We start from the raw sequence: 24,118 nt of genomic DNA on the forward strand, positions 1-24,118 counted from the left end.
GAGTCCCCCGCTCCAGCCCGCGAGTCCCCCGCTCAGGACGGCGAGTTGCGCACTCAGGACGGCGAGTTGCGCACTCAGGACGGCGAGTTGCGCACTCAGGACGGCGAGTTGCGCGTTCCGGCCGGATCAGTCCGCAGCGGACGCATCGAGATCGGTGTGCTCCGCGACCGTGCGGAAGATCTCGCCGCAGTACTCGACGATCTCCTCCTGGCTCGCCGAGAGCGTGCCGTCCAGCCACGACGTGAGGGTCTGGGCGAGGCCGCCGACCAGCAGCTCGGCGGTGATCTCGAGCTGCGTGCTGGTGTGCACGCCGTAGAACTCGCGCGCCTGCAGGCCGAGCAGCCGCACGAACAGGCGGGTCGACTCGACGCGGCGCTCGCCGAGGACGGTGCCGCTCAGCGCGGGGGAGAACAGCAGCCGCCCGCGCCGCGGGTCCTCGGCGACTGTCCGCACGAGCGTGCCCAGTCCGGCCCGGATCTTCGCGCGCGCGTCCCGCGGAGCCGCGTTGACCGCCTCCAGGGTGGTCGCCGCGATGTTCTCCACCACGTGGTCGTAGACCGCGATCGCGAACGCGTCGCGATCGGGGAAGCTCTCGTAGAAGTACCTCGCCGCGAGTCCGGCCTGCCTGCAGACCCCGCGCACGCTGAGGTTCTGCTCGCCGTCGCGCGCGCCGAGCAGCTCCAGACCCGCTTCGATGAGCTGGGCCCTGCGCTCGGCTTGCCGGTCACTACCCGTGACACCGCCATAGGTCCGCAGAGGTGTGGAGTCCATGCCGACCATCTTGACACCTCCGGGGAGGACGCGGTTGCATATCTGCTAACGGGCGTGAGCAGATGAAGGGGGTCGCCGATGGACACCACCGCGAAGAAGCCGGAGACGATGCTGGAAGTCCGTGACGACATGGTCATCGGTGCGGGGCTGATGGCCGGCGCGGCGAACATCATCATGCAGCTGGCGCGACCCGGGGTCGGGTACGGCGTGGTGGAGAGCAGAGTCGACGACGGCAACGTCTTCAAGCACCCGGTCAAGCGGACGCGGACCACGCTGACCTACCTCGCCGTGGCCACGCTGGGCACCGAGGAGGAGCGGCTGGCCTACCGGCGTGCCGTCGACAAGCAGCACATGCAGGTGCGCTCGACCAAGGACAGCCCGGTGAAGTACAGCGCGATGGACCCTCGCCTGCAGCTCTGGGTGGCCGCCTGCCTTTACAAGGGTTTCGAGGACATCTACCACGTCTTCGCGGGCAGGCTGGAGCCCGGCGAGCTGGAGGCGGTCTACCGCGCCGCCGCGCCGCTGGGCACCACGCTGCAGGTTCGCGAGGACATGTGGCCCGCCGACCGGGCCGCGTTCGAGAAGTACTGGAACTCCTCGCTCGAGCAGGTCCACATCGACGACACCGTGCGCGAGTACCTCTACGGCATCGCGACCCTGCGCTTCATGCCGCGCATCGTGAGCCTGCTGCTCGGGCCGTTCAACCGGTTCGTCACCACGGGCTTCCTGCCGCAGCGGTTCCGTGACGAGATGCGGCTGCCCTGGACGCCGCGCCGGCAACGCCGCTGGGACCGGCTCATGCGGACCATCGCGCGGGTCATCAGACCGCTGCCGAAGCCCCTGCGCGAGTTCCCCTACAACGCCTACCTCTGGGACCTGCGGCGCAGGCTGCGCACCGGCCGCCCCCTCGTCTGAGCCCGGCCTTCGCCGTCCGCCGCCGCTCGCGGGGAAGATCCCGGGTGGCTAGCGTGTTGCAGGGACAGGCGACGCGGGAAGGATGAGGCACATGACCGAGCAGGTGACCCAGCCGCGGGTGGTCCGCAACGACGAGCTCAGCCGCTACGAGGTGTGGTCGGGTGAGCGGCTCGCCGGCTTCTCCGAGTACCGCGAACAGGGCGAGCGCACGGTGTACCTGCACACCGAGGTGGACGACGCCTTCGCGGGGCAGGGGCTCGGGAAGGTGCTCGCCGCCGGTGCGCTCGACGACGCCGTGGCGCGGGGCCGGGTGATCGTGCCGGTGTGCCCGTTCATCGCGAGCTACGTGCGCAAGAACTCCGACCGGTACGAGGAGCACGTCCACTGGCGCGGCAACGGCAAGGCCGATGAGTAACCTCGACGCCAGCCCGGAGGTGACGCCGTGCCGCACGGCGGAACACGGCGCGGTGACCGAGCTGCTGCGGGCGAGGACGGTGCCGCTCGGCGGCGTGCGGGGGATCCAGGTCGACCGGGTCCTGCCGCAGCGGGCACTGCCGACCGTCGGCGCCTGGTGCTTCCTCGACCAGTTCGGTCCCGCACGTTCCGACATGCGCGTGCTGCCGCATCCGCACATCGGGCTGCAGACGGTCACCTGGCCGATCGCGGGCGAGATCCGGCACCGCGACAGCATTGGCAGCGACGTGGTGGTGCGGCCAGGTCAGCTCAACCTCATGACCGGCGGGCGAGGGGTGGTGCACTCGGAGTTCTCGCTCGGCTCCGAGCCGATGCTGCACGGCCTGCAGCTGTGGGTCGCGCTGCCGAGGGAGAGCACCGGCGTCGCGCCCGCGTTCGAGCAGCACGTGTCGCTGCCGTCGTACGAGAACGGCGGGCTGCGGGCGACGGTGCTGGTCGGCTCGCTGGGGGAGGCGGTTTCGCCGGCGACGGTGTACACGCCGATCGTCGGCGCCGAGCTCACGGTGGAGCCGGGCGCCGGGGCGGAGGTGCCGCTGCGCCCGGACTTCGAGTACGCGGTGCTCCTGGTGCAGGGTGAGGCGGTGGTCGCGGACACCCCGCTCGCGGTGGGTCCGTTGCTGTACCTCGGTACCGGGCGCACGTCGCTGCCGGTGTCCTCGGCGCGTGGCGCCCGGGCGGTGCTGCTCGGCGGCGAGCCCTTTCCCGACGAGCTCGTGATGTGGTGGAACTTCGTCGGCCGCGGCCACGACGAGATCGCCGAGGCCCGCGCCGGCTGGGAGGCCGGCGACACGTCCCGGTTCGGCCGTGTGGCCGGCCACGGTGACGCGCGCATTCCCGCGCCCGGGCTCCCGGGCGTCCGGCTGACGCCGCGCCGCCGCCGCTGACGCGCCGCGCGAGTCCTGCGCTCCCGACGGCGAGTTCTGCATTCCCGACGGCGAGTTCCGCGTTCCCGACCGCGAGTTCTGCATTCCCGACGGTGAGTTCCGCGTTCGCGACCGCGGGTTCCCTGTTCCCGTAGCCCCGCCGCTCCCGGCGCGCCGCCGCGAACGCGCAACTCGCGGTCCTGAGTGCGCAACTCGCGGTCCTGAGTGCGCAACTCGCGGTCCTGAGTGCGCAACTCGCGGTCCTGAGTGCGCGACTCGCGCATCGGTTACGAGCAGATCAACTGCGCGGGAACTCTTGTGCGGGGAACCTCGAGCACATAGTGTCATGTAAAAGCGAACGCTGTCAAGATATTCATGACACACATCGAAGCGAAGGTTGGGTGGATGCGTACTGCCGGCAGACCCGCCCCCGCGGCCACGGCGGAGGGGCTCGCGTTCCGCGATCCCGCCGAGCTGATGGATCCGCGGCGACTGGCGGCCATGCAGCCGACCCGGCTCAGTGCGAGCCGGTCACTGATCGAGAAGATGACCCGGGAACGCTGGAACATCGAACTGTCCACGATGGACGTGTCCGACGCCGGCGACGGCGTCGCGGTGTACCGGGTGGACACCGGAAGCGACGTGTTCTCCTTCGCCGCCTTCAGTTCCGAGCCGAGGATGGTCGACCGCACCCCGCGCATCATCGGCCAGAGCTGGGACATGGTCGGCGCCCTGTGGGAGGGCGAGGCCGACGAGGCGCGCATCGAGCAGACCCGCCGTGAGCTGCCGAAGCTCTACGCCGGCCGCGCCGCGCCGGGCACGCTCGTCTGGTGCCGCTCCAACCGGAGCCTGAGGGCGTTCGAGCACAGCGTCCGCGCGCTGGCCGACGGCCGGCAGCCCGACCCGCACGTGCTGCGGGGCATCGGTTACCTCATGCGCAACACCGGTCTCGACGCGAACGGCACGTTCGGCACCCGCACCTTCATCTCCTACGGCGACCGTCACCCGTTGCGCGTGCCCTACCACGCGCAGATGCTCACGGCCTACCTCATGCGAGAGTTCAGCGCCGACCTGTGCGAACGCCTCGCGCGGGGCGTGTCGTCGCGTGCGGTGCCCCTCGCGACCGAGTACCGCCGCTACCTGGGGCTCGGCAACGGCTCCGCGCTCGGGCTCGTGCTCTTCGTCGCCAACCACCCCCGGCTCGTCGACCGTTGGCTCACCCTGCGCGAACGCGCGCTGCTCGCGGCGCGCAGACTCGATCCGTCCGAAGCCGACGGACGCTGGGACACGCTGCTCGGGCTGCTGGACCGCGCGATCACCTACCGGCGCCAGGATCCCATGAGCTACAACGTCTTTCCGGCCAGCGAGCACGTCGCCGCGGAGCTGGAGAAGGTCCGAGGCCTCGTCACCCGGCTGAAGGCCGGGGAACGGTTCGCGGGTCCCGAGGTGCCCGCTTTCGAGCAGCTGCGCGGGGAGATCGCCGGGACGGTCACCGCGGAGACCGAGGAGACGCTCGACGCGCTGCTGATCGAGTTCGTGCCGCAGGAGTGCACGCGGCTCACCGAGGAGCTGCTCGTGGACGAGCAGCTGGTGCGCGAGCCCGGGATGACCATCGGCGAGCTGCGCCGCCTGCTCGAAGAGGAGTACCGCTGGGCGCTGGAGTTGCCCATCGCGGGCGAGCACGACCGCAGGCGCATCTGGTACAAGTCACGGTCGTCGGAGGAACCCAGGTCAGGCCCCCGCGAGGAGGTGCCCGGCGGGTTCGACCTCTCCGTGGACGTGCCGGGGCTCGCGCGGGCGCTGCGCGCGCAGCTGGACACGTATGATCCGCGGGTCCGGGTAGGACGGTTCCTCTTCGACAACCCCGAGCAGCTCGCCGCTATCGAGCGCTTCCAGGCGTTGCGCGGCAACCCCTACGCACAGCCCTATGTGGACGCACTGGACGTGGAGTTCGTGCCAGCGAGGCTGATCCGGCTCATGAACGGCGCACTGTACGGTTTGGACCGGACAAAGGACTATCTCAACCGGACACTGCGCGGCCTGATCTTCCAGGGCGCTCCCACGCGCGAGGACATCGCGCGTGGCGACGAGAGCGTGTGGTGGTGGCCGGCCGAGCCCGGTGCCGGGCGGAACGGAGGAGACCGCGCGTGAGCGAGGAGAGCAAGCCACGCACCCAGCCGTTGTCCACCACGCTGAAGAGCCTCGGCGTGCTCGAGACGGTCGCGCAGGCGGAGCGCTCGGTGCGCGTTTCCGAGCTGGCCAGGGAGCTGGGCTGGTCGCGGGCCGCCGTGCACCAGCAGCTGGTGACCCTGACCGCCGCGGGGTGGATGGAGCAGACCGACGAGGGTGCCTACCGGCTGACCCTGCGCGCCGCGTGGGTCGGGCAGTCGGCGCTGCGGCAGGCCGGACTCGCCGACCGCGTGCTGCCCGCGATGGAACGGCTCGTCGAGGAGATCCGCGAGGCCGTCTCGCTAGCGATTCTCGAACGCGACACCGCCACGATCATCCAGCGGCTCGAGCCCGGCCGCACTCTGCAGGTCGACCTGCGCGCCGAGGCGCAGATGCCGCTGGGCCGCAGCGCTTCCGGGAAGGTGCTCATGGCGTGGGCCACCGAGCGTCAGCTCGACGACCTGCGCAACCGCGGTGTCGAGGTGCCCGCGGCCGAGGACCTCGCGGCGATCCGCGAGGCGGGCTACGCGACCTCCAGTGGGCGCTGGCTCGACGGCGTCACCGGCATCGCCGCGCCCGTCTTCGACGTGCACGGCGGCTGCGTCGGCGCGCTCAGCCTGGCGGGCCCGGCGAGCAGGCTCGACGTCGAGAAGGCCACGACCGCACTGCTGCGGCGGGCCGAGGAGGTCAACGAGGTGCTCTCCGGAAAGGGCGGTGCTCGATGAGCGCGGAGACGCTGCGGGTGAGCCTGCGCGAGACCCGCCTGGTCACCGAACGGATCGTGATGCTGCTCGGCGTCCCCAAGGGCGCGTGGGCCGCGGTGAGGGAGGCCGTCGTCGCCGCCGAGGCGCTCGGGCTGGAAGGTCTCGCCTTCCTCGACGGGCGCGCCCCCGGCGGCTGGGCGACCCCGGAGATCACCGGGGAGGACGGGCCCCGGATCAGCGTGGCGGCACGGGGAATCCCGGCGCCGTTCGCCGTGCCCGCCCTGCTCGACCTGGCCGTCGCGACGGTGAGCGAGCACGATGCCGCGACGGTGACCGTGACGGATCTGGCCGATGCCGAGCTCCTGCGAGCCGCCGAGCCACTCGGCGCGCGGCTCGGCGCCAGGGTGCGCGTGAGCGGTACGGGCGGCGTCCGGGTGCTGGCGGCTACGAAAGCCACCGCCGCGGTCCCGGCAGGCTCGCGTGCGGCCATGGCGGGCGGCGAGCACCTGCTCGAGGCCGCACTGCACGGGCTCACCGTCCCGGCCGCGCTGTGGTGGCGCCTCTACCACCGGTCCAACGAGGCGCTGACCGTCGACACGCCGTTGTCCCGCAACCACGCCGGGGCCGCCCTGCTCACCGGCGGCGAGGGGCTCACCGAGACCGATCCCGACTACGTGGCCGAGGCCGCGTCCTGAAGCGACAGGAGAACCAAGTGCATTACGTTGACGGACTCGAATGCAGCGAGTTCGACCGCGAGGTGTTCACCGAACTGCGTGAGGGCGGGCTCGCCTGCGTGACGGTGACGTGCGGATACTGGGGCGACGCGCTGGAGTCGATGGACTCCCTGGCCGCATGGCGTCAGCTGGAGCGGGAGAACGCCGACCTGATCGCCATCGCGCGCACCGCCGCCGACGTGGAGCGGATCGCGGCCGGGGGCAGGACGGCGATCCTGCTCGGGTTCCAGAACAGCGCGTTCCTCGCGGGCCGGATCCGGTTCGTGGAGCTGTTCGCCGACCTCGGCGTGCGCGTCGCGCAGCTGACCTACAACATCCAGAACGACATCGGCGCCAGCTGCTACGACGACCCCGACAGCGGCCTCACCCGCTTCGGCCGGGAGGTCGTGGCCGAGATGAACCGCGTGGGCATGGCCATCGACCTCTCGCACGTGGGGGACCGCACCAGCATCGAGGCCATCGAGCACTCGGCCAAGCCCGTGGCCGTCACCCACGCCAACGCGGCGTCGCTCGTGCCTCACCGCCGCAACAAGTCCGACGAAGTCCTCAAAGGACTGGCCGCGCGTGGTGGCGTGCTCGGAGTATCCGGTTACCGCAACATCTCCGGCCCTTATGCCGAGAGTATCGACAAGTGGGCCGAGATGGTCGCCCGGACCGTGGACCTCATCGGCATCGAGCACGTCGGCATCGGCACCGACCTCGGCCGCAAGGTGACCTTCGAGCACCTGCAGTGGATGCGGCAGGGGCGCTGGAGCATGCAGCCGCAGTACGGCGCCGGTTCCGCGAGCAACCCGGGCAAGCAGCCGCCGCTGCCGTGGTTCCCCGACACCCGCGCGTTCCCCGCCAAGGAGGAGGCACTGCGCCGCCACGGGTTCGACGAGTCGTCGGTCGCCGCCGTGATGGGCGGCAACTGGTTGCGCTTCTACGCCGAGGTGCTGCCCGGTGGCGGCACAGACCAGCCCAGCCGAGAGGAGTGATCCGATGGCCACCCGCACACTGGCGGACGGGCCCGCGCGCGCCACCGCCGCGCCGTCCGCCATCACGGCTCGCGCCGTGACCAAGACGTTCGAGGGCAAGGGCAAGCTCGTCCATGCGTTGTCCGATGTGGACCTGGAGATCGAGGCGGGCCAGTTCGTCTCGCTGATCGGCCCGAGCGGCTGTGGCAAGTCGACGCTGCTCAAGATGATCGCCGGGCTGCTGACACCGTCCACCGGCACGGTCTCCATCGACGGGGCCACGGTCACCGAGCCGTTGCCGCAGATCGGGGTCGCTTTCCAGAAGCCCACGCTGCTGCGCTGGCGCAATGTGCTCGACAACATCTGCCTGCCGCTGGACATCGACGGCACGCGGAACGCCGAGGGCGAGGCGAGGGCGGTGGACCTGCTGGGCCTGATGGGGCTCGCCGGGTTCGAGAAGCACCACCCCAAGGAGCTCTCCGGCGGCATGGAGCAGCGGGTCGCGATCGCGCGCTCGCTGATCACCCAGCCGTCGCTGCTGCTCATGGACGAGCCGTTCGGCGCGCTCGACGAGTTCACCCGCGAGGACCTCAACGACGAGCTGCTGCGGGTGTGGCAGCACGAGCCCAAGACGGTCGTGTTCGTCACCCACAGCATCTCGGAGGCGGTGTTCCTTTCCGACCGCGTCGTGGTGATGAGCGCGCGGCCCGGCCGCGTCCACGCCAACATCCCGGTGGAGCTGCCGCGCCCGCGCGAGCGCGCGTTGCGCAACACCCCCGAGTTCTACGAGGCGATCCGGCACGTGCGCGCGGTGCTCGACGACGCGCGCCTCGGGGAGCGGAAGGGAGAACACTGATGGCCACCCAGCTCGCCTCCAGCGTCGCGGACGAGACGGCCAAACCACCCCGCCCGCGCGGCGGCGCCGGTCCGAAGTCGGCGGCGCTCGCCGTGCTGATCTTCGTCGCCATCGTCACCACGTGGCACGTGCTCGCCACGTCCGGCGCGGTATCGCCGCTGCTGCTCGCCCCGCCCGGCGACGTGCTGGCGGCGCTCGGGCAGATGATCGCCGACGGCAGCCTGTGGCCTCATCTGTCGGCCACGGTGCAGGAGACCCTGTTCGGCTTCGTGCTCGCCGTGGTCGCCGCTCTCGTGGTGGGGTCCGCGTTCGCGTTCTCGCCGATCGTGCGCAACGCCGTCTACCCGTACATCCTCATCTCGCAGACCTTTCCGAAGGTCGCCATCGCCCCGCTGATCGTCGCGATCTTCGGTTACGACCTCGCGCCGAAGGTGGTGCTGGCCGCGCTGCTGGCGTTCTTCCCGGTGCTCACCAACACGATCGCGGGCCTCACCGAGGTCAGTGACGACGAGGTGAACCTCTTCCGGTCGCTGCGGGCGAGCAAGTGGCAGGAACTGCGCTACCTGCGCATTCCCAACGCGCTCGCGTTCATCTTCCCGGCGCTCAACAGCGCGGCCGTGCTCGCGCTGATCGGCGCCATCGTCGGTGAGTTCGTGGCGTCCCGCACCGGCATCGGCTACGCCATCCAGCAGTTCACCACCACCGGTGAGGTGGCCGCGACCTACGCCACGCTCATCGTGTTGTCCGTCTTCGGCCTGGCGCTCTACGGCGCCCTCACGATCCTCGAGCGCCTCGTGCGCCGCAACCGCTGACCCTCCCCGTCCCCATACCCCGAGGAGATCCGATGACCAGCAACATCCCGCGCAGGCGGTTACTCGGCCTCGCCACCGCCGCGCTGACCGCCGTCACGCTCGCCGGCTGCGGCACCACCGGCGCGCAGGGCGGCGACAGCCTGATCTTCGCCGTCGCCGACAAGTCCCTCACCGCCACCACCGCGTCGTACACGTCGGTGCCGCTGCGGGCGGGCTACTTCGAGGACGAGAAGCTCGACGTCACCATCCAGCCCGTCGACACGGCCCTGTCGGCCGTGCAGTCGGTCGCCACCGGGCAGTCGTTCATGACGTACGCGTCGATGAACGCGGTGGCGTCGGCCGCGGGCAAGGACGACGGGCTCGCGGTGGTGGGCTTCACCAACGGCAACATCTTCCGCGTGGCCGTGCCTGAGGACAGTCCGATCAGGACGGTGGGGGACCTGAAGGGCAAGACGATCGGGTCGAGCACGCTCACCTCGATCAGCAACCTCTACGCCAAGGGCGTGCTCGCGCAGGCAGGTATGGACCCCGAGGCAGATGTGGAGTACCTGCCCGTCGGCTATGGGGCGCAGGCCGCGGAGGCGTTGCGCGGCGGCGAGGTCCAGGCCTACGCGGGCTACGACGGGCCCAACGTCGTGATCGGCGACCTGCTGGGCACGCCGCTGCGCGAGCTGGAGACCCCGCTCAACGACCTCACCGGCACCTCGGCGCTCGTGGTGCGCAAGCAGAGCATCGAGAACGAGCCGGAGCGCGTGGTCGGCATGGTGCGCGCGTTCTTCAAGGCGATGGTGTTCGCACAGGAGAACCCCGAGGCGGCGATCGCGATGCACTGGGCGGAGTTCCCGCAGTCCAAACCGGCCGCGACCGACGAGAAGGTGGCGCGTGAGCAGGCGGTGCGCATCCTCGGCATGCGGCTCGACGTCACGGGCGGACCGGGGCCGTCGGGCGAGTACGGCGTGCAGGACGCGGCCGCGATGCAGCACACGGTCGACGAGCTCGCCCGCTACGGCATGGTCGACAAGGCCGTGGACCTGGAGGCGAGCGGCCTCGTCGACTACAGCCTCGCCGACCGCTACAACGACTTCGACGTGGACGCCGTGAAGCAGGAAGCGCTGAGCTGGAAGGGCTGACGCGCGAGGACCGGGCCGGCCCGGCCGGCCCGGTCCTGCCCACCGCGGTCAGGCGAGCGCGGCCTTCAGGGTCGCGACCGCCTGGCCGATCGCTGCCCCGGCGGCGTGTGTCTCGCGCAGGGCGTTGAGCATCACGAAGTCGTGGATCACGCCCTGGTACCGCGTGGCCACGACCGGGACGCCCGCCCTGCGCAGCTTCGCGGCGTAGGCCTCGCCCTCGTCGCGGAGCACGTCGGCCTCGGCGGTGATCACGAGCGCGGGCGGCAGCCCGGCGAGCTCGTCGAGGCTCGCCCGCAGCGGCGAGGCGGTGATCTCGGCGCGCTGCGCGGCGTCGGTCGTGTACTGGTCCCAGAACCACCTCATGCCCTCGCGCGAGAGGAAGTAGCCCGTGGCGAACTGCTCGTAGGAGCCGGTGTCGAAGTTCGCGTCGGTCACCGGGTAGAAGAGCACCTGCTGCCGGAACTCGACGTCGCCGCGCCGCTTCGCGAGCAGGGTGACGGCGGCGGTCATGTTGCCGCCCACGGAGTCACCCGCGATCGCGATGCGTGCCGGGTCGAGGCCGCGCTCGGCGCCGTGCCGGGCGACCCACACCGCGGTGGCGTAGTTCTGCTCGACAGCCACGGGGTAGCGCGCCTCGGGGGAACGGTCGTACTCCGGAAAGACCACGGCGGCACCGGTTCCGGCGGCCAGCTCGCGGATGAGCCGGTCGTGGGTGTGCGCGTTGCCGAAGACCCAGCCCGCGCCATGCAGGTAGACGATCACGGGGAGCGGGCCGGAGACGCCCCGAGGGCGGACGATCCTGACGCGCACCTCGCCGGTCGGCCCGCCGGGGATGGTGAGGTCCTCCAGTTCGGTGCCGGGCTTGGCGATGTCTCCCGCCTGGACCTCGTCGACCGTCTTGCGGCCCTCCTCGGGGGCGAGCTCGTACAGGTACGGCGGGTTGTCGGTGGCCTCGGCGAAGGCCTGGGCGGCGGGTTCGAGAGCGAGGTCGTGCGGGTTGGCGGTCATCGCTGGCTCCTGTGCTGTCCGGCCGGGGAGGCTCCCCAGGCTCATCGGGCATAACTGAGTTGTGCGCAATTTAATTTGGCTAAATGGGATCTGTCACAGCCGGGTTGCGTGCCAGGTGCTGCCGGGGAAGGATCGGGGGGCTGCCCGGAGGGAGGGTGTGTCATGGCGGAACAGCCGGCCGGACCGGTGCTCGACGACCAGGTCTGCTTCGCGCTCTACGCGGCCTCGCGCGCCGTGACCGCGCTGTACCGGCCGCTGCTCGACGACCTCGGCCTCACCTACCCGCAGTACCTCGTGCTGCTCGCGCTCTGGGAGCGCGACGAGCTGACCGTGAAGGACCTCGGGCGTGCCCTGCAACTCGATTCGGGCACGCTGTCCCCACTGCTCAAGCGGCTGGAGAAGCTGGAGCTGGTGCGCAGGGAGCGGCGAAGCGACGACGAGCGCTCGGTGCTGGTCACGCTCACCGCGAAGGGCGACGACCTGCGCGCGAAGGCCGTGCCGCTGCCCGGCCTGGTCGGCGACGCGATGGGCCTGGACGGAGCCGGGCTGGACGAGCTGCGCACCACGCTGCGCGAACTCACCGACTCGGTGAACGCCTACCGCGCCGCGCTACCGCAGTAGGTCGCCGAGCCTGCGGGCGGCGTCGACCACCAGCCCGCCCAGCCGCTCCTCGTCGGGTGCCTCGAACAGGGACAGTCCGAGCCCGGCCTGCGTGGTGCCGTGGTGGGGCACCACCGCCGTGATGCCGATGACCGACGAGGCGATCTCGCCGTAGGACACGGCGTACCCGCGCTTGCGCGCGAGTGCGATCTCCTCCCGCTCGCCCGCCACCGGCGGCTCGGCCGCGAGCAGCGCGAGCCCGGCCGAGCCGCGGTCTATCGGATCGACCTGGCCCACGCGGAACGACACGTGCATCCGCGCCTGCCTCGGCTCCACGATCATCAGCATCCGCACGCGATCCCGGCCCTCGCGGACGACGAGGTGCGACGTCGCCTGTGTGGCGTCGGTCAGCTCCTCGAGCAGCGGCCTCGCCAGCGTGCGCAGGTCCTGCTCCACCGGCTCGGCCAGCCGGACCAGCCCCGCGGCGAGCGAGATCCGCTTGAACCGGTCACGCCGGCACAGCTGGTGGGCCTCCAGCGTGCGGACGAGCCGGTGGGCCACCGTGCGGTGCACGCCGATGCCCTCGGCGATATCGGTGAGCGAGAGACCCTGCGGGTGCTGGACGAGCAGCTCCAGGATCTGCAGCCCGTTGTGCAGCGTCTTCGACATTCCCGAGTCGAGCGGCACGGACTCAGCGGACACGAGGCTTCCCCCTGGGCAGACGTGGGCGGGCATGAACAGGCGTTGACAGGGCGCGTGCGGCCAACCTACTGTTTCCGTACATCGCACGCTGCGTGCGATAATAGCACGCCAGTCGGCGCGGCACCACCCGCCCGGCAGTGCCCAGCACCGGAGGTTCCCCGTGTCACCCAGCGTCGTGGCTCCCGAGACGCTCGCCGCCGTCCAGCAGCTCTACGGCGAGCAGAGCCACCTCATCGACGAGGGCCACGCGCGCGACTGGGCGCTGACCTTCACTACGGACGGCGAGTTCGTCTCGCCCAGTTACCCCGCACCGGTCACCGGCACGGACGCGCTCACGGCCTTCGCGGAGCGCTTCGCGGCCGACGCCCGTGCCCGCGGCGAGGTGACCCGGCACGTGCTCACCAACCTGTTCGTCCGCTCGGCGGGGGAGCGGCACGCGACCGTGCAGGCCTACCTGCAGATCGTCACCACCCCGGGCGGCGAGCCGTCCCGGCTCGTGCGCCAGACGACGATCACCGACGACCTCGTGCAGTGTGGCGACGGCTGGCGCATCCGGCGCCGCGTCGTCCGCCGCGACGACCAGCCGCAGTGAAGGCCACCTTCACTGCGTTCGACGCAGTGAAGGTGGCCTTCACTGCGCCCACCGAGAACCCCACGACACTCAAGGAGTACCCACGCATGACCAGCGCTGCCGAGCCCACCGGAGAAGGGCGCGTGCTGCACACGCCGATGACCGCCGTCTACCCGGAGTTCCCGGGCAAGGTCGCGGTGGTCACCGGCGCGGCACGGGGGATGGGCTCCCGCTTCACCGCGGCACTGGCGGCCCGTGGCGTCCACGTCGTCGGCGGTGACCTCAACGCCGAGCAGATGACCGCCACGGCGGATGAGCTGAACGCGTCGCTCGCCACGCTGGCGTCGCACGAGCAGCCGGGCACGGTCGTGGGCGCGGGCGTGGACGTCACCAGGGCCGCCGAGCACGAGGCGCTCGCCCGGCTCGCGCTGGAACGCTTCGGGCGGCTGGACTTCTGGGTCAACAACGCCGGCATCTTCCCGTTCGCGCTCGTCGAGGAGATCACGCCGGAACAGATCAACGCCACGCTGTCGGTCAACGTCGAGGGTGTCCTCTTCGGAGCGCAGGCGGCGGCCCGGCACCTGGGCCCCGGCGGTGCGATCGTGAACATGTCTTCGGTGTCGGCGATCCGCGTGCGCCGGGGCCGCGGCGCCTACTGCACGTCCAAGGCCGCCGTCGCGCACCTCACCGAGTCGCTCGCGGTGGAGCTGGGCGACAAGGGCATCCGCGTGAACGCCATCGCGCCCGGCTACATCGACACCGAGATGACCCGCTGGGTGCGGGAGGACCCGGCCGCGCTGCGGCACGCGCTAGACACGGTTCCCCTGCACCGCCTCGGTTCTCCCGAGGAGGTCGTGGGCCCGCTGCTGTTCCTGCTCTCCGACAGCGCCCGCTACGTGACCGGGCACAGCATCGCCGTCGACGGCGGTTCGCGGCATGTCTGAGGAGATCGGCTACCCCTCGGTGGTGCTCGTGACCGGCGCGGCATCGGGCATGGGCGCCAGCCACGCACTGGCGCTGGGGGAGCGCGGCGTGCACGTGTGCCTCGCCGACGTCGCCGACGCGGCACCCGTGGCGGAGCGCATCCGTGACGCGGGCGGCTCGGCGTCGGTGCACGCGCTCGACGTCACCGACGCGCCGGCGTGGGCGCGCGTGGTCTCCGAGATCGAGTCAGAGCGGGGCACGCTCGGCGGGCTCGTCAACAACGCCGGCATCTCCCGGCGGCTGGAGTTCCTCGACACCGGCGACGAGATCTGGGACCTCGTGCTGCGCGTCAACCTCTACGGCCCGTTCTACGGAATGAAGGCCGTCGCGGGGCTCATGCGTGACTCCGGCGGCGGCTCGATCGTCAACATCTCCTCGATCTCCGGCCAGATCGGCTACTTCTCGCCCGCGTACTCCTCCAGCAAGTGGGGCCTCACCGGACTGTCCAAATCGGCCGCGGGCAACTTCGCCACGTGGGGCATCCGGGTCAACTCCGTCCACCCCGGGCTGGTCGGTACCGCGCTGCTGGAAGGCTCCGGCGGCTTCGTGGAGTCCGCCGTGCGCAGCATCCCGGCAGGCCGCGTGGGCACGCCGGAGGAGATCACCGACGCCGTGCTGTTCCTCCTCTCCGACCGCTCCACCTATCTCACCGGCAGCGAGCTGACCGTGGACGGCGGCCTGGTGTCGAACGGCCTCTACCACCGGATCACCAGCGAGGCGGGAGGACGGCTGTGACCGGCGACGGGTTCGACGTGATCGTGATCGGCGGCGGCGGAGCGGGGCTCGCCGCCGCGGTCACGGCCGCCGAGGAGGGTGCCTCGGTGCTGCTCTTCGAGTCTGAGCGCGAGCTGGGCGGCTCGACCCAGCTCTCGGCGGGGCTGTTCACCGCCGCGGGTACGAGCGTGCAGGCCGCCCTCGGCATCGAGGACACCCCGGGGCGGTTCTTCCAGCACTACATGGACCTCAACCAGTGGCTGCTCGCCCCGGGGCTCATCTCGGCGTTCTGCGAGCACGCGGGCCCGACCCTGGAGTGGCTCATCGGTCTCGGGGTCGAGGTCCCGGCCAAGGTATCGGCCAACGCGCACATGCCGGGCCTGTGCCAGGCGGGCGTGGAGGACGTCTGGCGCGGGCACGTGCCCAAGGACCAGGGCTACGGGCTCGTGCAGGTGCTCGCCAAGGCCGCCCGCGACCGCGGGGTCGAGGTGGTGCTGAACACCCGTGTGCAGCGCCTGCTCACCGAGGACGGCCGCGTGTGCGGCGTCGTCGCCGACGACCTCGGGGTGCGCGCGGGCGCCGTGGTGGTGGCCAGCGGCGGGTTCGCCCATGACCGCGAGCTGCTGGCCCGCTACTATCCGGCCGCGCTGCGCGCGGGCGAGGACCTGTTCGTCGTGGCCGCCGAGGGAAGCAGGGGCGACCACCTGCGCTTCGCTGAGGCCGTGGGCGCGTCGGTGGCCGGCGACGGCTGGGGCCTCATGCTGCCGACTGCGTACTTCCAGCGGCTGCACCACTGGCAGTCGGGTTTCCCGCCGAAGTCGCGCGTGTACGTCGACGCGAGCGGGCGCCGGTTCATGGACGAGGACGCCTCGTACGCCGTGTCCACCGGCATCATCGAGGCACACGGCGGGTCGGTGTGGGCCGTCTTCGACGAGCGGGCGCGGCGCTCGCTGCCGCCCGGCTACGCGCACTGGGACGCCGACCACGTGGCCGCCGAGGCCGACGCGGGACGTACCGTGCGGGCGGCAACGCTCGCCGGTCTCGCAGCCGAGATCGGCGTGCCGGGCGAGACGCTCGAGGCCACCGTGCGGCGGTGGAACGACCAGCTGCCGCACGGGCGTGACGACGACTTCCAGCGGCACCGCACGCTGGCCAACAAGGGCTCGCGGCAGAACCCGGAGCCCATCGACGAAGCCCCGTTCTACGCCGCGCGCGTGCTCCCGGCCGAGCTGGTCTGCACGCACGCGGGACTGGAGATCGACGCCGGCGCCGCGGTGCTGGACGAGCGGGGCGAGGTCATCCCAGGGCTGTTCGCCGCCGGTGAGGCCGGCGCGGGCGTGCTCGGGCAGCGCTACGTCGGCGGCGGCAACGCCGTCGCGGGCGCGCTCACCATGGGCCGGATCGCCGGCCGCAACGCAGCCACGACTCAACGCTGAGAAAGAAGAGAACGCATGCCCAACCCCATCACGGCCGCCGGGGGCGGCGAGCTGGGAGCCCGCACCGTCCGGAAGGTGTCGGTGCGGATCCTGCCGCTCGTCGGACTGTTGTACGTGTTCAACTACATGGACCGGGCGAACATCAGCTACGCCCAGCTCGGCATGGAACACGAGCTCGGCCTCACCGCGGCCACGTTCGGTGTCGCGTCGGCGATCTTCTTCCTCGCCTACGTGGTGTTCGAGGTCCCCAGCAACATGATCATGAAGCGGGTCGGCGCGCGGCTGTGGCTCGCGCGGATCGCGATCTCGTGGGGCATCGTCACCGTGGTGACGGGCTTCGTGCACGACGTCACGCAGCTCTACATCGCCCGCATCGTCCTTGGTGTCGCCGAGGCCGGCCTGTTCCCTGGCCTGCTGTTGTACCTGACCCTGTGGTTCCGGTCGAAGGAGCGCGGCCGCGCGATCGCGGCGCTCGCGCTGGCGCAGCCGGTGGCGATGATCCTCGGCAGCCTCACCGGCGGGTTCATCCTGGACCACGTGCACTGGCTCGACCTGTCGAGCTGGCGCTGGGTGTTCGTGCTGCAGGGCGCGCCCGCGGTCCTCATCGGCGTGCTCGTGCTGTTCTACCTCCCGAACGTGCCGAGCACGGCGCGCTTCCTCAGCAAGGAGGAGAGCGACTGGCTGGAGGGCGAGATCGCCAGGGAGTACCGGCCCGAGGAGAAGGAGACCTTCCTGGGGCAGCTGCGCGTGATGAAGGACCGCAAGGTGCTCTACCTGGCCGTGGCCAACCTGTTCGCCGCGTGCGGCCTGTACGGGTTCACGTTCTTTTTGCCGCAGATCGTCAAGCAGATGGACCCGTCGTACTCGGCGACCAACATCGGCCTGCTCGGCGCGATTCCGTTCCTCGTCGGCGCGCTGGGCATGCTGCTGGTGGCCCGCAACTCCGACCGGACCGGCGAGCGGAAGGGCCACGTCATCGCGCTGATGGTGCTCGCGGCGCTCGGCCTGTTCGGCACCATCCAGTTCCGGCACTCGCCGGCGATCGCGCTGAGCTGCCTGTCGATGGTCGGCATCGGTGTGCTCGGCTACATGGCCCCGTACTGGGCGATGGCGTCGCGGGTGCTGTCGAAGGAGCACACGGCGGTGGGGCTGGCCGCGATCAACTCCATCGCCGCGCTGGGCGGATTCTTCGGCCCGTACGTGATCGGCAAGAGCGCGACCGTCGACAACGTCTCGGCGGGCCTGTACTTCCCGATCGGCTGCCTGCTGGTGTGCGCGGCGATGCTCGCGTTCGTCAAGGCGCCGCGGGACCGCCGCGTCGCGGATGTCGCGGATGCTCCCACTGCCGCGGTAAAGTAGTTTCAATATGTACTACTCGATGGCGACGTTAAGGTGAGGCCATGACGGCGGACGGCGAGCACGGCGAACTGGACTTCTGGTCGTTCGTCGAGCTCGCCAACCGCAGGCTCGCCACCGAGTACGGATTCCGGCATCAGCTCGCCACCGAGCTGCTGCTGACCCTCAACCGGGCCTCCAACATCGTCACCTACGACCTCGAGGCGTCGGTCCACCGGCCGCGCGGCCGGTCGTGGTCCGGGTTCCGGCTGCTGTTCGTCACGTGGCTGGCCGGGCCGCTGGAGGCGAAGAAGGCCGCCGAGCTCACGGGCATGAGCAGGGCGGCCGTGTCGAACCTCGCCAAGACGCTCGTCGCCGACGGCCTGCTCGCCCGGACCCCTGGCGAGCACGACGGACGCTCGGTGCTGCTGTCGCTCACCGAGCGTGGCACCGAGGAGATGGTGGAGCTCTTCCGCGAGCAGAACGAGCGCGAGTACGAGTGGGCCAGCGTGCTCACCGAGGCCGAGCAGCGGATCCTCGTCATGCTGCTGGACAAGCTCGTCAGCAACCGGGACCAGTTCGACGTCCGCGGCCGCAACTGACGGCCACCTCTTGACGCGAGGTAGTAAATGCGTGAACTATATGGGCAGGGCGGTTTCTGATTCCTGCCCACGACCGACAGCGAGGAGGCAGTCATGGCGTACTACCGCCAGGTCGGCACCGTGCCCCCGAAACGCCACACCCAGCACCGCACCGACGAGGGCGGCCTCTACTACGAGGAGCTGATGGGCGAGGAGGGCTTCTCGTCGGACTCGTCGCTGCTCTACCACCGCGGCCTGCCCTCGGCGATCGTCGACTCGCAGGTCTGGGAGCTGCCCGACCAGACGACCACGCCGAACCACCCGCTCAAGCCGAGGCACCTCAAGCTGCACGAGCTGTTCCCCAAGGAGGTATGGGCCGAGACCGACGTGGTCACCGGCCGCAGGCTCATCCTCGGTAACGGTGACGTGCGCATCTCCTACGTGGTGTCCACACAGGACTCCCCGCTCTACCGCAACGCGGTGGGCGACGAGATCGTCTACATCGAATCCGGCCAGGCCACGGTGGAGACCGTGTTCGGCACGCTGGAGGCGAAGCCAGGCGACTACGTGATCATCCCGACGTCCACCACGCACCGCTGGCTGCCGCACGGCGAGGGCCCGCTGCGCGCCTACGCGATCGAGGCCAACAGCCACGTCGCGCCGCCGAAGCGCTACCTCTCGCGCTACGGCCAGCTGCTGGAGCACTCCCCCTACTGCGAGCGTGACCTGCACGGCCCCACCGAGCTGGTGCACGGCGAGGGCGCCGACGTCGAGGTGCTCGTCAAACACCGCGCCGGCGGCGCGATCGTGGGCACGCGCATGGTCTACCCGACGCACCCGTTCGACGTGGTGGGCTGGGACGGCTGCCTGTACCCGTACACGTTCAGCATCCACGACTACGAGCCCATCACCGGGCGCGTGCACCAGCCGCCGCCCGCGCACCAGGTGTTCGAGGGCAGCAACTTCGTGGTGTGCAACTTCGTGCCGCGCAAGGTGGACTACCACCCGCTGTCCATCCCGGTGCCGTATTACCACTCCAATGTGGACTCCGACGAGATCATGTTCTACTGCGGCGGCGACTACGAGGCCCGCAAGGGCTCCGGCATCGGCCAGGGCTCGATCTCCGTGCACCCGGGCGGCTACGCGCACGGCCCGCAGCCCGGCGCCTACGAGCGCAGCATCGGCGCCGAGTTCTTCGACGAGCTCGCCGTCATGGTCGACACGTTCCGCCCGCTCGAACTCGGCGAGGGCGCACTCGCCTGTGAGGACACCGACTACGCCTGGACGTGGGCGGGGCGGGGGCCGAAGCCGTGACCTCGTCGAGCGGGCTGCCCGCGTTTGCCCGCGGCCTGTGCGACGACGCGGCGGTGTTCCCTCCCGGGCTCGCCCCGCTGGCGGACGCGGTGCCCGCCCATGTGCGGCACCGGGCCTCCGCCTACGGCCAGCTGGTGGGTCCGCTCGTGCTCGCCGAGCCCGCGCTCGCGAAGCTCGGCCCGCTGCTGCCGGCGGGCGAGCGGATCGAGCTGTCGGTGACCGCGCCGGAGGGCCCCGCGCAGATCGCGTCCGCACTCGCGATCGTGAGCACGCTGCAGGCCGACCTCGCCGCCTTCGAGGTCGCCGTGCCGCCGGGGATGGGCGTGGCGGAGTTCTTCGCCGCGCTGGACCGCGCCCGCGCGGGGGCCGAGCACGTGACCGTGTACGTCGAGGTGCCCCGCGACGAGCGCCGCGCCGAGGTGATCGCGGCGCTCGCGCGGCGCGGCGACCGCGCCAAGTTCCGCACCGGGGGAGTGCGCGCCGAGCTCTACCCGGACGAGGCCGAGCTGGCCTCGGCGATCGCGGCCGTCGTCGCGGCCGGCGTGCCGTTCAAGGCCACGGCCGGGCTGCACCACGCGCTGCGCAACACCGACCCGGAGACCGGCTTCGAGCAGCACGGGTTCCTCAACCTGCTGCTGGCCACCGACGCGGCCGTTCGCGGCGCCGACGAGGCCGCGCTGCGCGGCCTGCTCGCCGAGCGGGATGGCGGCGCGGTCGCAGCCGGGGTCCGCGGCCTCGGCGAGGCCGGGGCCGCCTCCGCGCGGCGGGCCTTCGTGTCCTTCGGCACCTGCAGTATCACCGAGCCGCTCGCGGAGCTCGTGGAGCTGGACCTGGTTCCCTCCGCGCTGGCGAGCGGAGAAGGAGTCAACGCGTGACCAGGATCGACATCCCGGAGGGCTCGCCCTTCGGGCTCGCCAACCTGCCCTATGGCGTGTTCTCGACGCCGGGCACCGAACCCCGCGTGGGCGTACGGGTGGCCGACTCGGTGGTGGACCTCTCCACCACGCTCGGCGACGACGTGTTCGCCCGGCCCTCGCTCAACGCGTTCATGGCGCAGGGCCGCGCGCGGTGGGAGGAGGTGCGGCGGCGGATCACCGAGCTGGTGTCCGGTGACGTGCCGGACGCCGCCGTGCACCCGGTTGGCGAGGTGACCATGCACCTGCCCGTCGAGGTCGCGGACTACGTCGACTTCTACGCCTCGGAGCACCACGCGTCGAACCTCGGCAGGCTGTTCCGCCCCAACGCGGAGCCGCTCATGCCGAACTGGAAGCACCTGCCGGTCGGCTACCACGGCCGCGCGGGCACCGTCGTGGTCTCGGGCACCGACATCGTGCGTCCGAGCGGGCAGCGCAAGGCGCCGGACGAGGACGCGCCGACCTTCGGTGAGTGCCGCAGGCTCGACATCGAGGCCGAGCTGGGCTTCATCGTGGGCACCGGCTCCGAGCTGGGCTCGGCCGTGCCGTGCGACGAGTTCGCCGACCGCGTGTTCGGCGCCGTGCTCGTCAACGACTGGTCCGCGCGCGACATCCAGGCGTGGGAGTACGTGCCACTGGGTCCGTTCCTCGGCAAGAGCTTCGCGACGTCGATCTCGCCGTGGGTGGTGCCGATACTGGCGCTGGAGGCCGCGCGCGTGCCCACGCCCGCGCAGGACCCCGAGCCGTTGCCGTACCTGCGGGAGAGCGAGCCGTGGGGCCTGGACATCGACCTCTCCGTCGTCTGGAACGGCCAGGAGGTCACGCGCCCGCCGTACCGCGAGATGTACTGGTCTCCCGCGCAGATGCTCGCGCACATGACCGTCAACGGCGCCACCAGCCGCACCGGTGACCTCTACGCGTCCGGCACGATCTCGGGCCCCGCCAAGGAGCAGCGCGGCGCGTTCATCGAGCTGACCTGGGGCGGCAGGGAGCCCGTCGAGGTGGCAGGCGAGCAGCGCACCTTCCTCCAGGACGGCGACGAGGTGGTGATCTCGGCCACGGCGCCCGGCGCCGACGGTGGCCGGATCGGCTTCGGCGAGGTCGCCGGCCGGATCGTGCCCGCGAAAGGCTGAGGCGCGCGAACGGAACCTTCCCGGACTCGCGAGTCGTGTGCCCCGGCTCGTGAGTCGCGCGTTCGGCGTGGGCTGTCCGGGACGAACGACGACGACGTCGAGCACATGCGCGAGGCGGTCGGCGACATCCACCCGCACGTCATGCAGCGGCCGCCGGGTCGCGCGCGGCACCGCAGGCGGTAGTCGCTCAGGAACCCGGGCCACGACTCGTTCAGCTGTGCAACACCCCGGCAAGCCGCACCCCGCGCCGGAAACGCACGATTCGGCGTCGGTAGGGCACGACTCGCGGCTGTGGTGGGGTTTGTGCGGTCCTGAAAGGAACGGGCTCCCTGTCGGCTCGCTGATCGGCGCCTGTACCGTGCACGGAGTGCTGAGCGGAAGGGAAAAGGGCTTCGAGCGGGTGACCGGGCAGACACGTTTTCGCCCGGAGCTACAGGGTCTGCGGGCCTTGGCCGCGGTACTCGTCGTCATCTACCACGTCTGGCTCGGCCGGATCTCCGGCGGCGTAGACGTTTTCTTCCTCGTCTCGGGTTTCCTGATCACGGGCCAGCTCTACCGCGCGAGCGTGCGCGGCCGCATCGCCTTCCAGCCGATGTGGGGTCGCATGATCAAGCGGCTCTTCCCCGCGGCGATGACGGTGCTGCTCGCCACCGTCGTGCTGGGCTATCTGCTGCTGCCCGAGGGCCGGTGGTTCCAGACCATCCGCGAGGTGGTTGCCGCCGCGCTGTTCGTCGAGAACTGGCAGCTGGCCGCCGACTCCGCCGACTACTTCGCCCAGCACGACCAGGCCAGCGTGGTGCAGCACTTCTGGTCGCTGTCGATCCAGGGGCAGTTCTACCTGGTCTGGCCGGTGCTGGTGGCGCTCGTCGTGTTGGCGGCCCGGCGCGCGGGCTGGAGCCTGCGCCGCTCGCTGGCCGGGGCGCTGGGCATCGTCTTCGCGGTGTCGCTGGCCTACTCGGTGTGGCTCACCGCGGTGGACCAGCCGTTCGCGTACTTCATGTCGCTCACCCGCGTCTGGGAGTTCGCGCTGGGCGGCCTGCTCGCGCTGGTGATCGACGTCATAGTCCTGCCGGTCGCGGTGCGGTGGGTGCTGGGCTGGCTCGGCGTCGCGGCCCTGGTCGCCTGTGGTCTGGTCCTCCAGGTCGGCACCGTCTTCCCCGGCTACGCCGCGTTGTGGCCGACGCTCGCCGCCGCGCTCGTGCTCGTCGCGGGCACCACCGGCAGCCCCGTGGGCGCCGACCGCTTCCTGTCGGCCCGGCCGCTCGCCTACCTCGGCAACCTCAGCTACGCGCTGTACCTGTGGCACTGGCCCATCCTGCTGTTCTATCTGGCCGCCCGCGACCAGGAGGAGGTCGGCCTGCGCGGCGGCGCGCTCGTGATCGGCGTCTCACTCGTGCTGGCCGCGCTCACGTACCACCTCGTGGAGAACCCGGTGCGGGACGCGAAGTTCGGGACGTACACGCGGTGGGGCGCCTACCGGTTCGGGGCCGCCGCGCTCGTGCCCGTGCTCGTGGCCGCCGGTGGCTGGCAGTTCGTGAGCCAGCAGCGGTCCGCGTTCACGTTCGTGCCCGACGATCCCGCCTACCCGGGGGCCAAGGCGCTGGCGGGTGGGTCCGCGGCTCCGGCGGGGCAGCAGGTCCCGCTGATGCCGCCGTTCGCGGCGCTGCCCGACCAGTTCGCGTTCTTCGAGGAACACGAGTGCGACGAGTCCGACCGTCACCCCGAGCTCGTCGTGTGCGCGACCTCGACGATGGGCGAGCCGTCGCGCCGGATCGTGGTCGCAGGCGACTCGCACTCGCAGCAGTACAACGCCGCGCTGCGGCCCATCGCGCGCGAACGGAACTGGCAGATCATCTCGATGGGCAAGGGCGGCTGCCCGTTCTCGACCGACTCCGAGGGCGCGCCGGGCGACCTGACGTGCATGGAGTGGAACGCGGCGGTGGCCGACGAGATCATCGCGCTGCGCCCCGACGCCGTCTTCACCATGGGCACGCGCGACGTCCGCGTGGGGCTCACCGAGTGGACCCCGCCCGGCTACGTCGCGCAGTGGCGGCGGGTCGCCGACGCCGGGATCCCCGTGGTGGCGGTGCGCGACAACCCGCGCTACGACTCCTCCCCGTCGGACTGCGTCGAGCAGCGTGGCGCGGCCGCACCCGAGTGCAGCACGCCGCGTTCCGAGGTGCTCGCGCCGGACCCGCCCTACACCGCGCTCACCGACCTGCCGCCGAACGTCCACTTCCTCGACTTCAGCGACTACTTCTGCACGCCGGACGTGTGCCCGCCCGTGATCGGCAACGTGCTCGTCTACCTCGACGACAACCACGTCACCGCCGCCTACATGGAGACCATGTCGTCCATTCTGGACGAACAGCTCGTCGCCACGCTCGGCTGGCAGTAGCAAAACACCCCTTCCCGGCAACGGTGTCCACACTCCGGACACCG

At 71.1% G+C, this 24,118-nt stretch carries 24 protein-coding genes; 21 read left to right on the forward strand and 3 right to left on the reverse strand.

The features are described from left to right. Positions 1 to 126: 126 nt before the first annotated feature. Positions 127 to 771, reverse strand: coding sequence for a TetR/AcrR family transcriptional regulator (locus FCN18_RS13030; protein WP_112269564.1), 645 nt, complete (start codon positions 769 to 771; stop codon positions 127 to 129). A 78-nt stretch (positions 772 to 849) separates the two neighbouring features. Between FCN18_RS13030 and FCN18_RS13035 the strand changes: the two genes are divergently transcribed. From FCN18_RS13035 to FCN18_RS13085, 10 genes are all read left to right on the forward strand, one after another. Beyond that, on the forward strand, positions 850 to 1,686 hold the full coding sequence (locus FCN18_RS13035; protein WP_112268670.1) for an oxygenase MpaB family protein: 837 nt from the start codon (positions 850 to 852) through the stop codon (positions 1,684 to 1,686). A 91-nt stretch (positions 1,687 to 1,777) separates the two neighbouring features. After that, positions 1,778 to 2,101: a GNAT family N-acetyltransferase gene (locus FCN18_RS13040; protein WP_112268672.1), complete on the forward strand. Its 324-nt coding sequence runs from the start codon at positions 1,778 to 1,780 to the stop codon at positions 2,099 to 2,101. Continuing rightward, positions 2,094 to 3,044: a pirin family protein gene (locus FCN18_RS13045; RefSeq protein WP_112268674.1), complete on the forward strand. Its 951-nt coding sequence runs from the start codon at positions 2,094 to 2,096 to the stop codon at positions 3,042 to 3,044. Before FCN18_RS13040 ends, FCN18_RS13045 begins: the two co-directional genes overlap by 8 nt. 384 nt (positions 3,045 to 3,428) lie before the next feature. Further along, positions 3,429 to 5,174 (forward strand): hypothetical protein, encoded by a 1,746-nt coding sequence (locus FCN18_RS13055; protein ID WP_137095162.1) that lies wholly within the window; start codon positions 3,429 to 3,431, stop codon positions 5,172 to 5,174. Further along, positions 5,171 to 5,917: an IclR family transcriptional regulator gene (locus tag FCN18_RS13060; RefSeq protein ID WP_158303098.1), complete on the forward strand. Its 747-nt coding sequence runs from the start codon at positions 5,171 to 5,173 to the stop codon at positions 5,915 to 5,917. Before FCN18_RS13055 ends, FCN18_RS13060 begins: the two co-directional genes overlap by 4 nt. Beyond that, the gene (locus tag FCN18_RS13065; RefSeq protein ID WP_137095164.1) at positions 5,914 to 6,591 is read left to right on the forward strand and encodes a hypothetical protein; all 678 of its coding nucleotides are present in this window, start codon (positions 5,914 to 5,916) and stop codon (positions 6,589 to 6,591) included. Before FCN18_RS13060 ends, FCN18_RS13065 begins: the two co-directional genes overlap by 4 nt. A gap of 17 nt (positions 6,592 to 6,608) precedes the next feature. Next, complete coding sequence (locus FCN18_RS13070; protein ID WP_113644625.1) at positions 6,609 to 7,607, forward strand: dipeptidase; 999 nt, start codon at positions 6,609 to 6,611, stop codon at positions 7,605 to 7,607. Positions 7,608 to 7,611: 4 nt separating this feature from the next. Continuing rightward, positions 7,612 to 8,442: an ABC transporter ATP-binding protein gene (locus FCN18_RS13075; RefSeq protein ID WP_112268685.1), complete on the forward strand. Its 831-nt coding sequence runs from the start codon at positions 7,612 to 7,614 to the stop codon at positions 8,440 to 8,442. Continuing rightward, a complete protein-coding gene (locus FCN18_RS13080) occupies positions 8,442 to 9,254 on the forward strand; it encodes an ABC transporter permease (RefSeq protein WP_112268687.1) in 813 nt (270 codons plus the stop codon). The genes FCN18_RS13075 and FCN18_RS13080 overlap by 1 nt, the downstream gene beginning before the upstream one ends. 32 nt (positions 9,255 to 9,286) lie before the next feature. Next, complete coding sequence (locus FCN18_RS13085; RefSeq protein ID WP_113644626.1) at positions 9,287 to 10,384, forward strand: ABC transporter substrate-binding protein; 1,098 nt, start codon at positions 9,287 to 9,289, stop codon at positions 10,382 to 10,384. Between the two features lie 48 nt (positions 10,385 to 10,432). On the opposite strand, the gene FCN18_RS13090 is transcribed toward FCN18_RS13085, so the two are convergent. Then, positions 10,433 to 11,392 carry an alpha/beta hydrolase gene (locus FCN18_RS13090; RefSeq protein WP_112268691.1) on the reverse strand — a complete coding sequence of 320 codons (960 nt, stop codon included), beginning with the start codon at positions 11,390 to 11,392 and terminating at the stop codon, positions 10,433 to 10,435. Between the two features lie 162 nt (positions 11,393 to 11,554). On the opposite strand from FCN18_RS13090, the gene FCN18_RS13095 reads away from it, so the two are divergent. Beyond that, positions 11,555 to 12,013, forward strand: a complete 459-nt coding sequence (locus FCN18_RS13095) for a MarR family winged helix-turn-helix transcriptional regulator (RefSeq protein ID WP_113644628.1) — start codon at positions 11,555 to 11,557, stop codon at positions 12,011 to 12,013. On the opposite strand, the gene FCN18_RS13100 is transcribed toward FCN18_RS13095, so the two are convergent. Next, entirely contained in the window at positions 12,002 to 12,694 is a 693-nt protein-coding gene (locus FCN18_RS13100; RefSeq protein WP_228713919.1) for an IclR family transcriptional regulator, read from the reverse strand. The two genes, FCN18_RS13095 and FCN18_RS13100, sit on opposite strands and share 12 nt — an antisense overlap. Before the next feature lie 160 nt (positions 12,695 to 12,854). Here FCN18_RS13100 and FCN18_RS13105 point away from each other — a divergent pair, with 160 nt between their 5' ends. From FCN18_RS13105 to FCN18_RS13150, 10 genes are all read left to right on the forward strand, one after another. Continuing rightward, entirely contained in the window at positions 12,855 to 13,286 is a 432-nt protein-coding gene (locus FCN18_RS13105) for a nuclear transport factor 2 family protein (protein ID WP_137095166.1), read from the forward strand. 86 nt (positions 13,287 to 13,372) lie between these two features. Further along, positions 13,373 to 14,209 carry an SDR family NAD(P)-dependent oxidoreductase gene (locus tag FCN18_RS13110; protein ID WP_112269568.1) on the forward strand — a complete coding sequence of 279 codons (837 nt, stop codon included), beginning with the start codon at positions 13,373 to 13,375 and terminating at the stop codon, positions 14,207 to 14,209. Then, entirely contained in the window at positions 14,202 to 14,984 is a 783-nt protein-coding gene (locus FCN18_RS13115) for an SDR family NAD(P)-dependent oxidoreductase (RefSeq protein ID WP_112268696.1), read from the forward strand. The genes FCN18_RS13110 and FCN18_RS13115 overlap by 8 nt, the downstream gene beginning before the upstream one ends. After that, positions 14,981 to 16,399: an FAD-dependent oxidoreductase gene (locus tag FCN18_RS13120; protein ID WP_137095168.1), complete on the forward strand. Its 1,419-nt coding sequence runs from the start codon at positions 14,981 to 14,983 to the stop codon at positions 16,397 to 16,399. Before FCN18_RS13115 ends, FCN18_RS13120 begins: the two co-directional genes overlap by 4 nt. A gap of 15 nt (positions 16,400 to 16,414) precedes the next feature. Beyond that, a complete protein-coding gene (locus FCN18_RS13125; protein WP_137095170.1) occupies positions 16,415 to 17,758 on the forward strand; it encodes an MFS transporter in 1,344 nt (447 codons plus the stop codon). A gap of 41 nt (positions 17,759 to 17,799) precedes the next feature. Then, entirely contained in the window at positions 17,800 to 18,336 is a 537-nt protein-coding gene (locus FCN18_RS13130) for a MarR family winged helix-turn-helix transcriptional regulator (RefSeq protein WP_112268702.1), read from the forward strand. 93 nt (positions 18,337 to 18,429) lie between these two features. Continuing rightward, the gene (locus tag FCN18_RS13135) at positions 18,430 to 19,629 is read left to right on the forward strand and encodes a homogentisate 1,2-dioxygenase (protein ID WP_137095173.1); all 1,200 of its coding nucleotides are present in this window, start codon (positions 18,430 to 18,432) and stop codon (positions 19,627 to 19,629) included. Next, positions 19,626 to 20,504: a hypothetical protein gene (locus FCN18_RS13140; protein ID WP_137095175.1), complete on the forward strand. Its 879-nt coding sequence runs from the start codon at positions 19,626 to 19,628 to the stop codon at positions 20,502 to 20,504. The genes FCN18_RS13135 and FCN18_RS13140 overlap by 4 nt, the downstream gene beginning before the upstream one ends. Next, positions 20,501 to 21,676: a fumarylacetoacetase gene (gene fahA / locus FCN18_RS13145; RefSeq protein WP_112268706.1), complete on the forward strand. Its 1,176-nt coding sequence runs from the start codon at positions 20,501 to 20,503 to the stop codon at positions 21,674 to 21,676. The genes FCN18_RS13140 and fahA overlap by 4 nt, the downstream gene beginning before the upstream one ends. Before the next feature lie 367 nt (positions 21,677 to 22,043). Further along, positions 22,044 to 24,074, forward strand: a complete 2,031-nt coding sequence (locus FCN18_RS13150; protein ID WP_228713921.1) for an acyltransferase family protein — start codon at positions 22,044 to 22,046, stop codon at positions 24,072 to 24,074. Positions 24,075 to 24,118: the final 44 nt, after the last annotated feature.

It is taken from the genome of Prauserella endophytica (genome assembly GCF_005146945.1).
Classification (GTDB): Bacteria; Actinomycetota; Actinomycetes; order Mycobacteriales; family Pseudonocardiaceae; genus Prauserella_A; species Prauserella_A endophytica.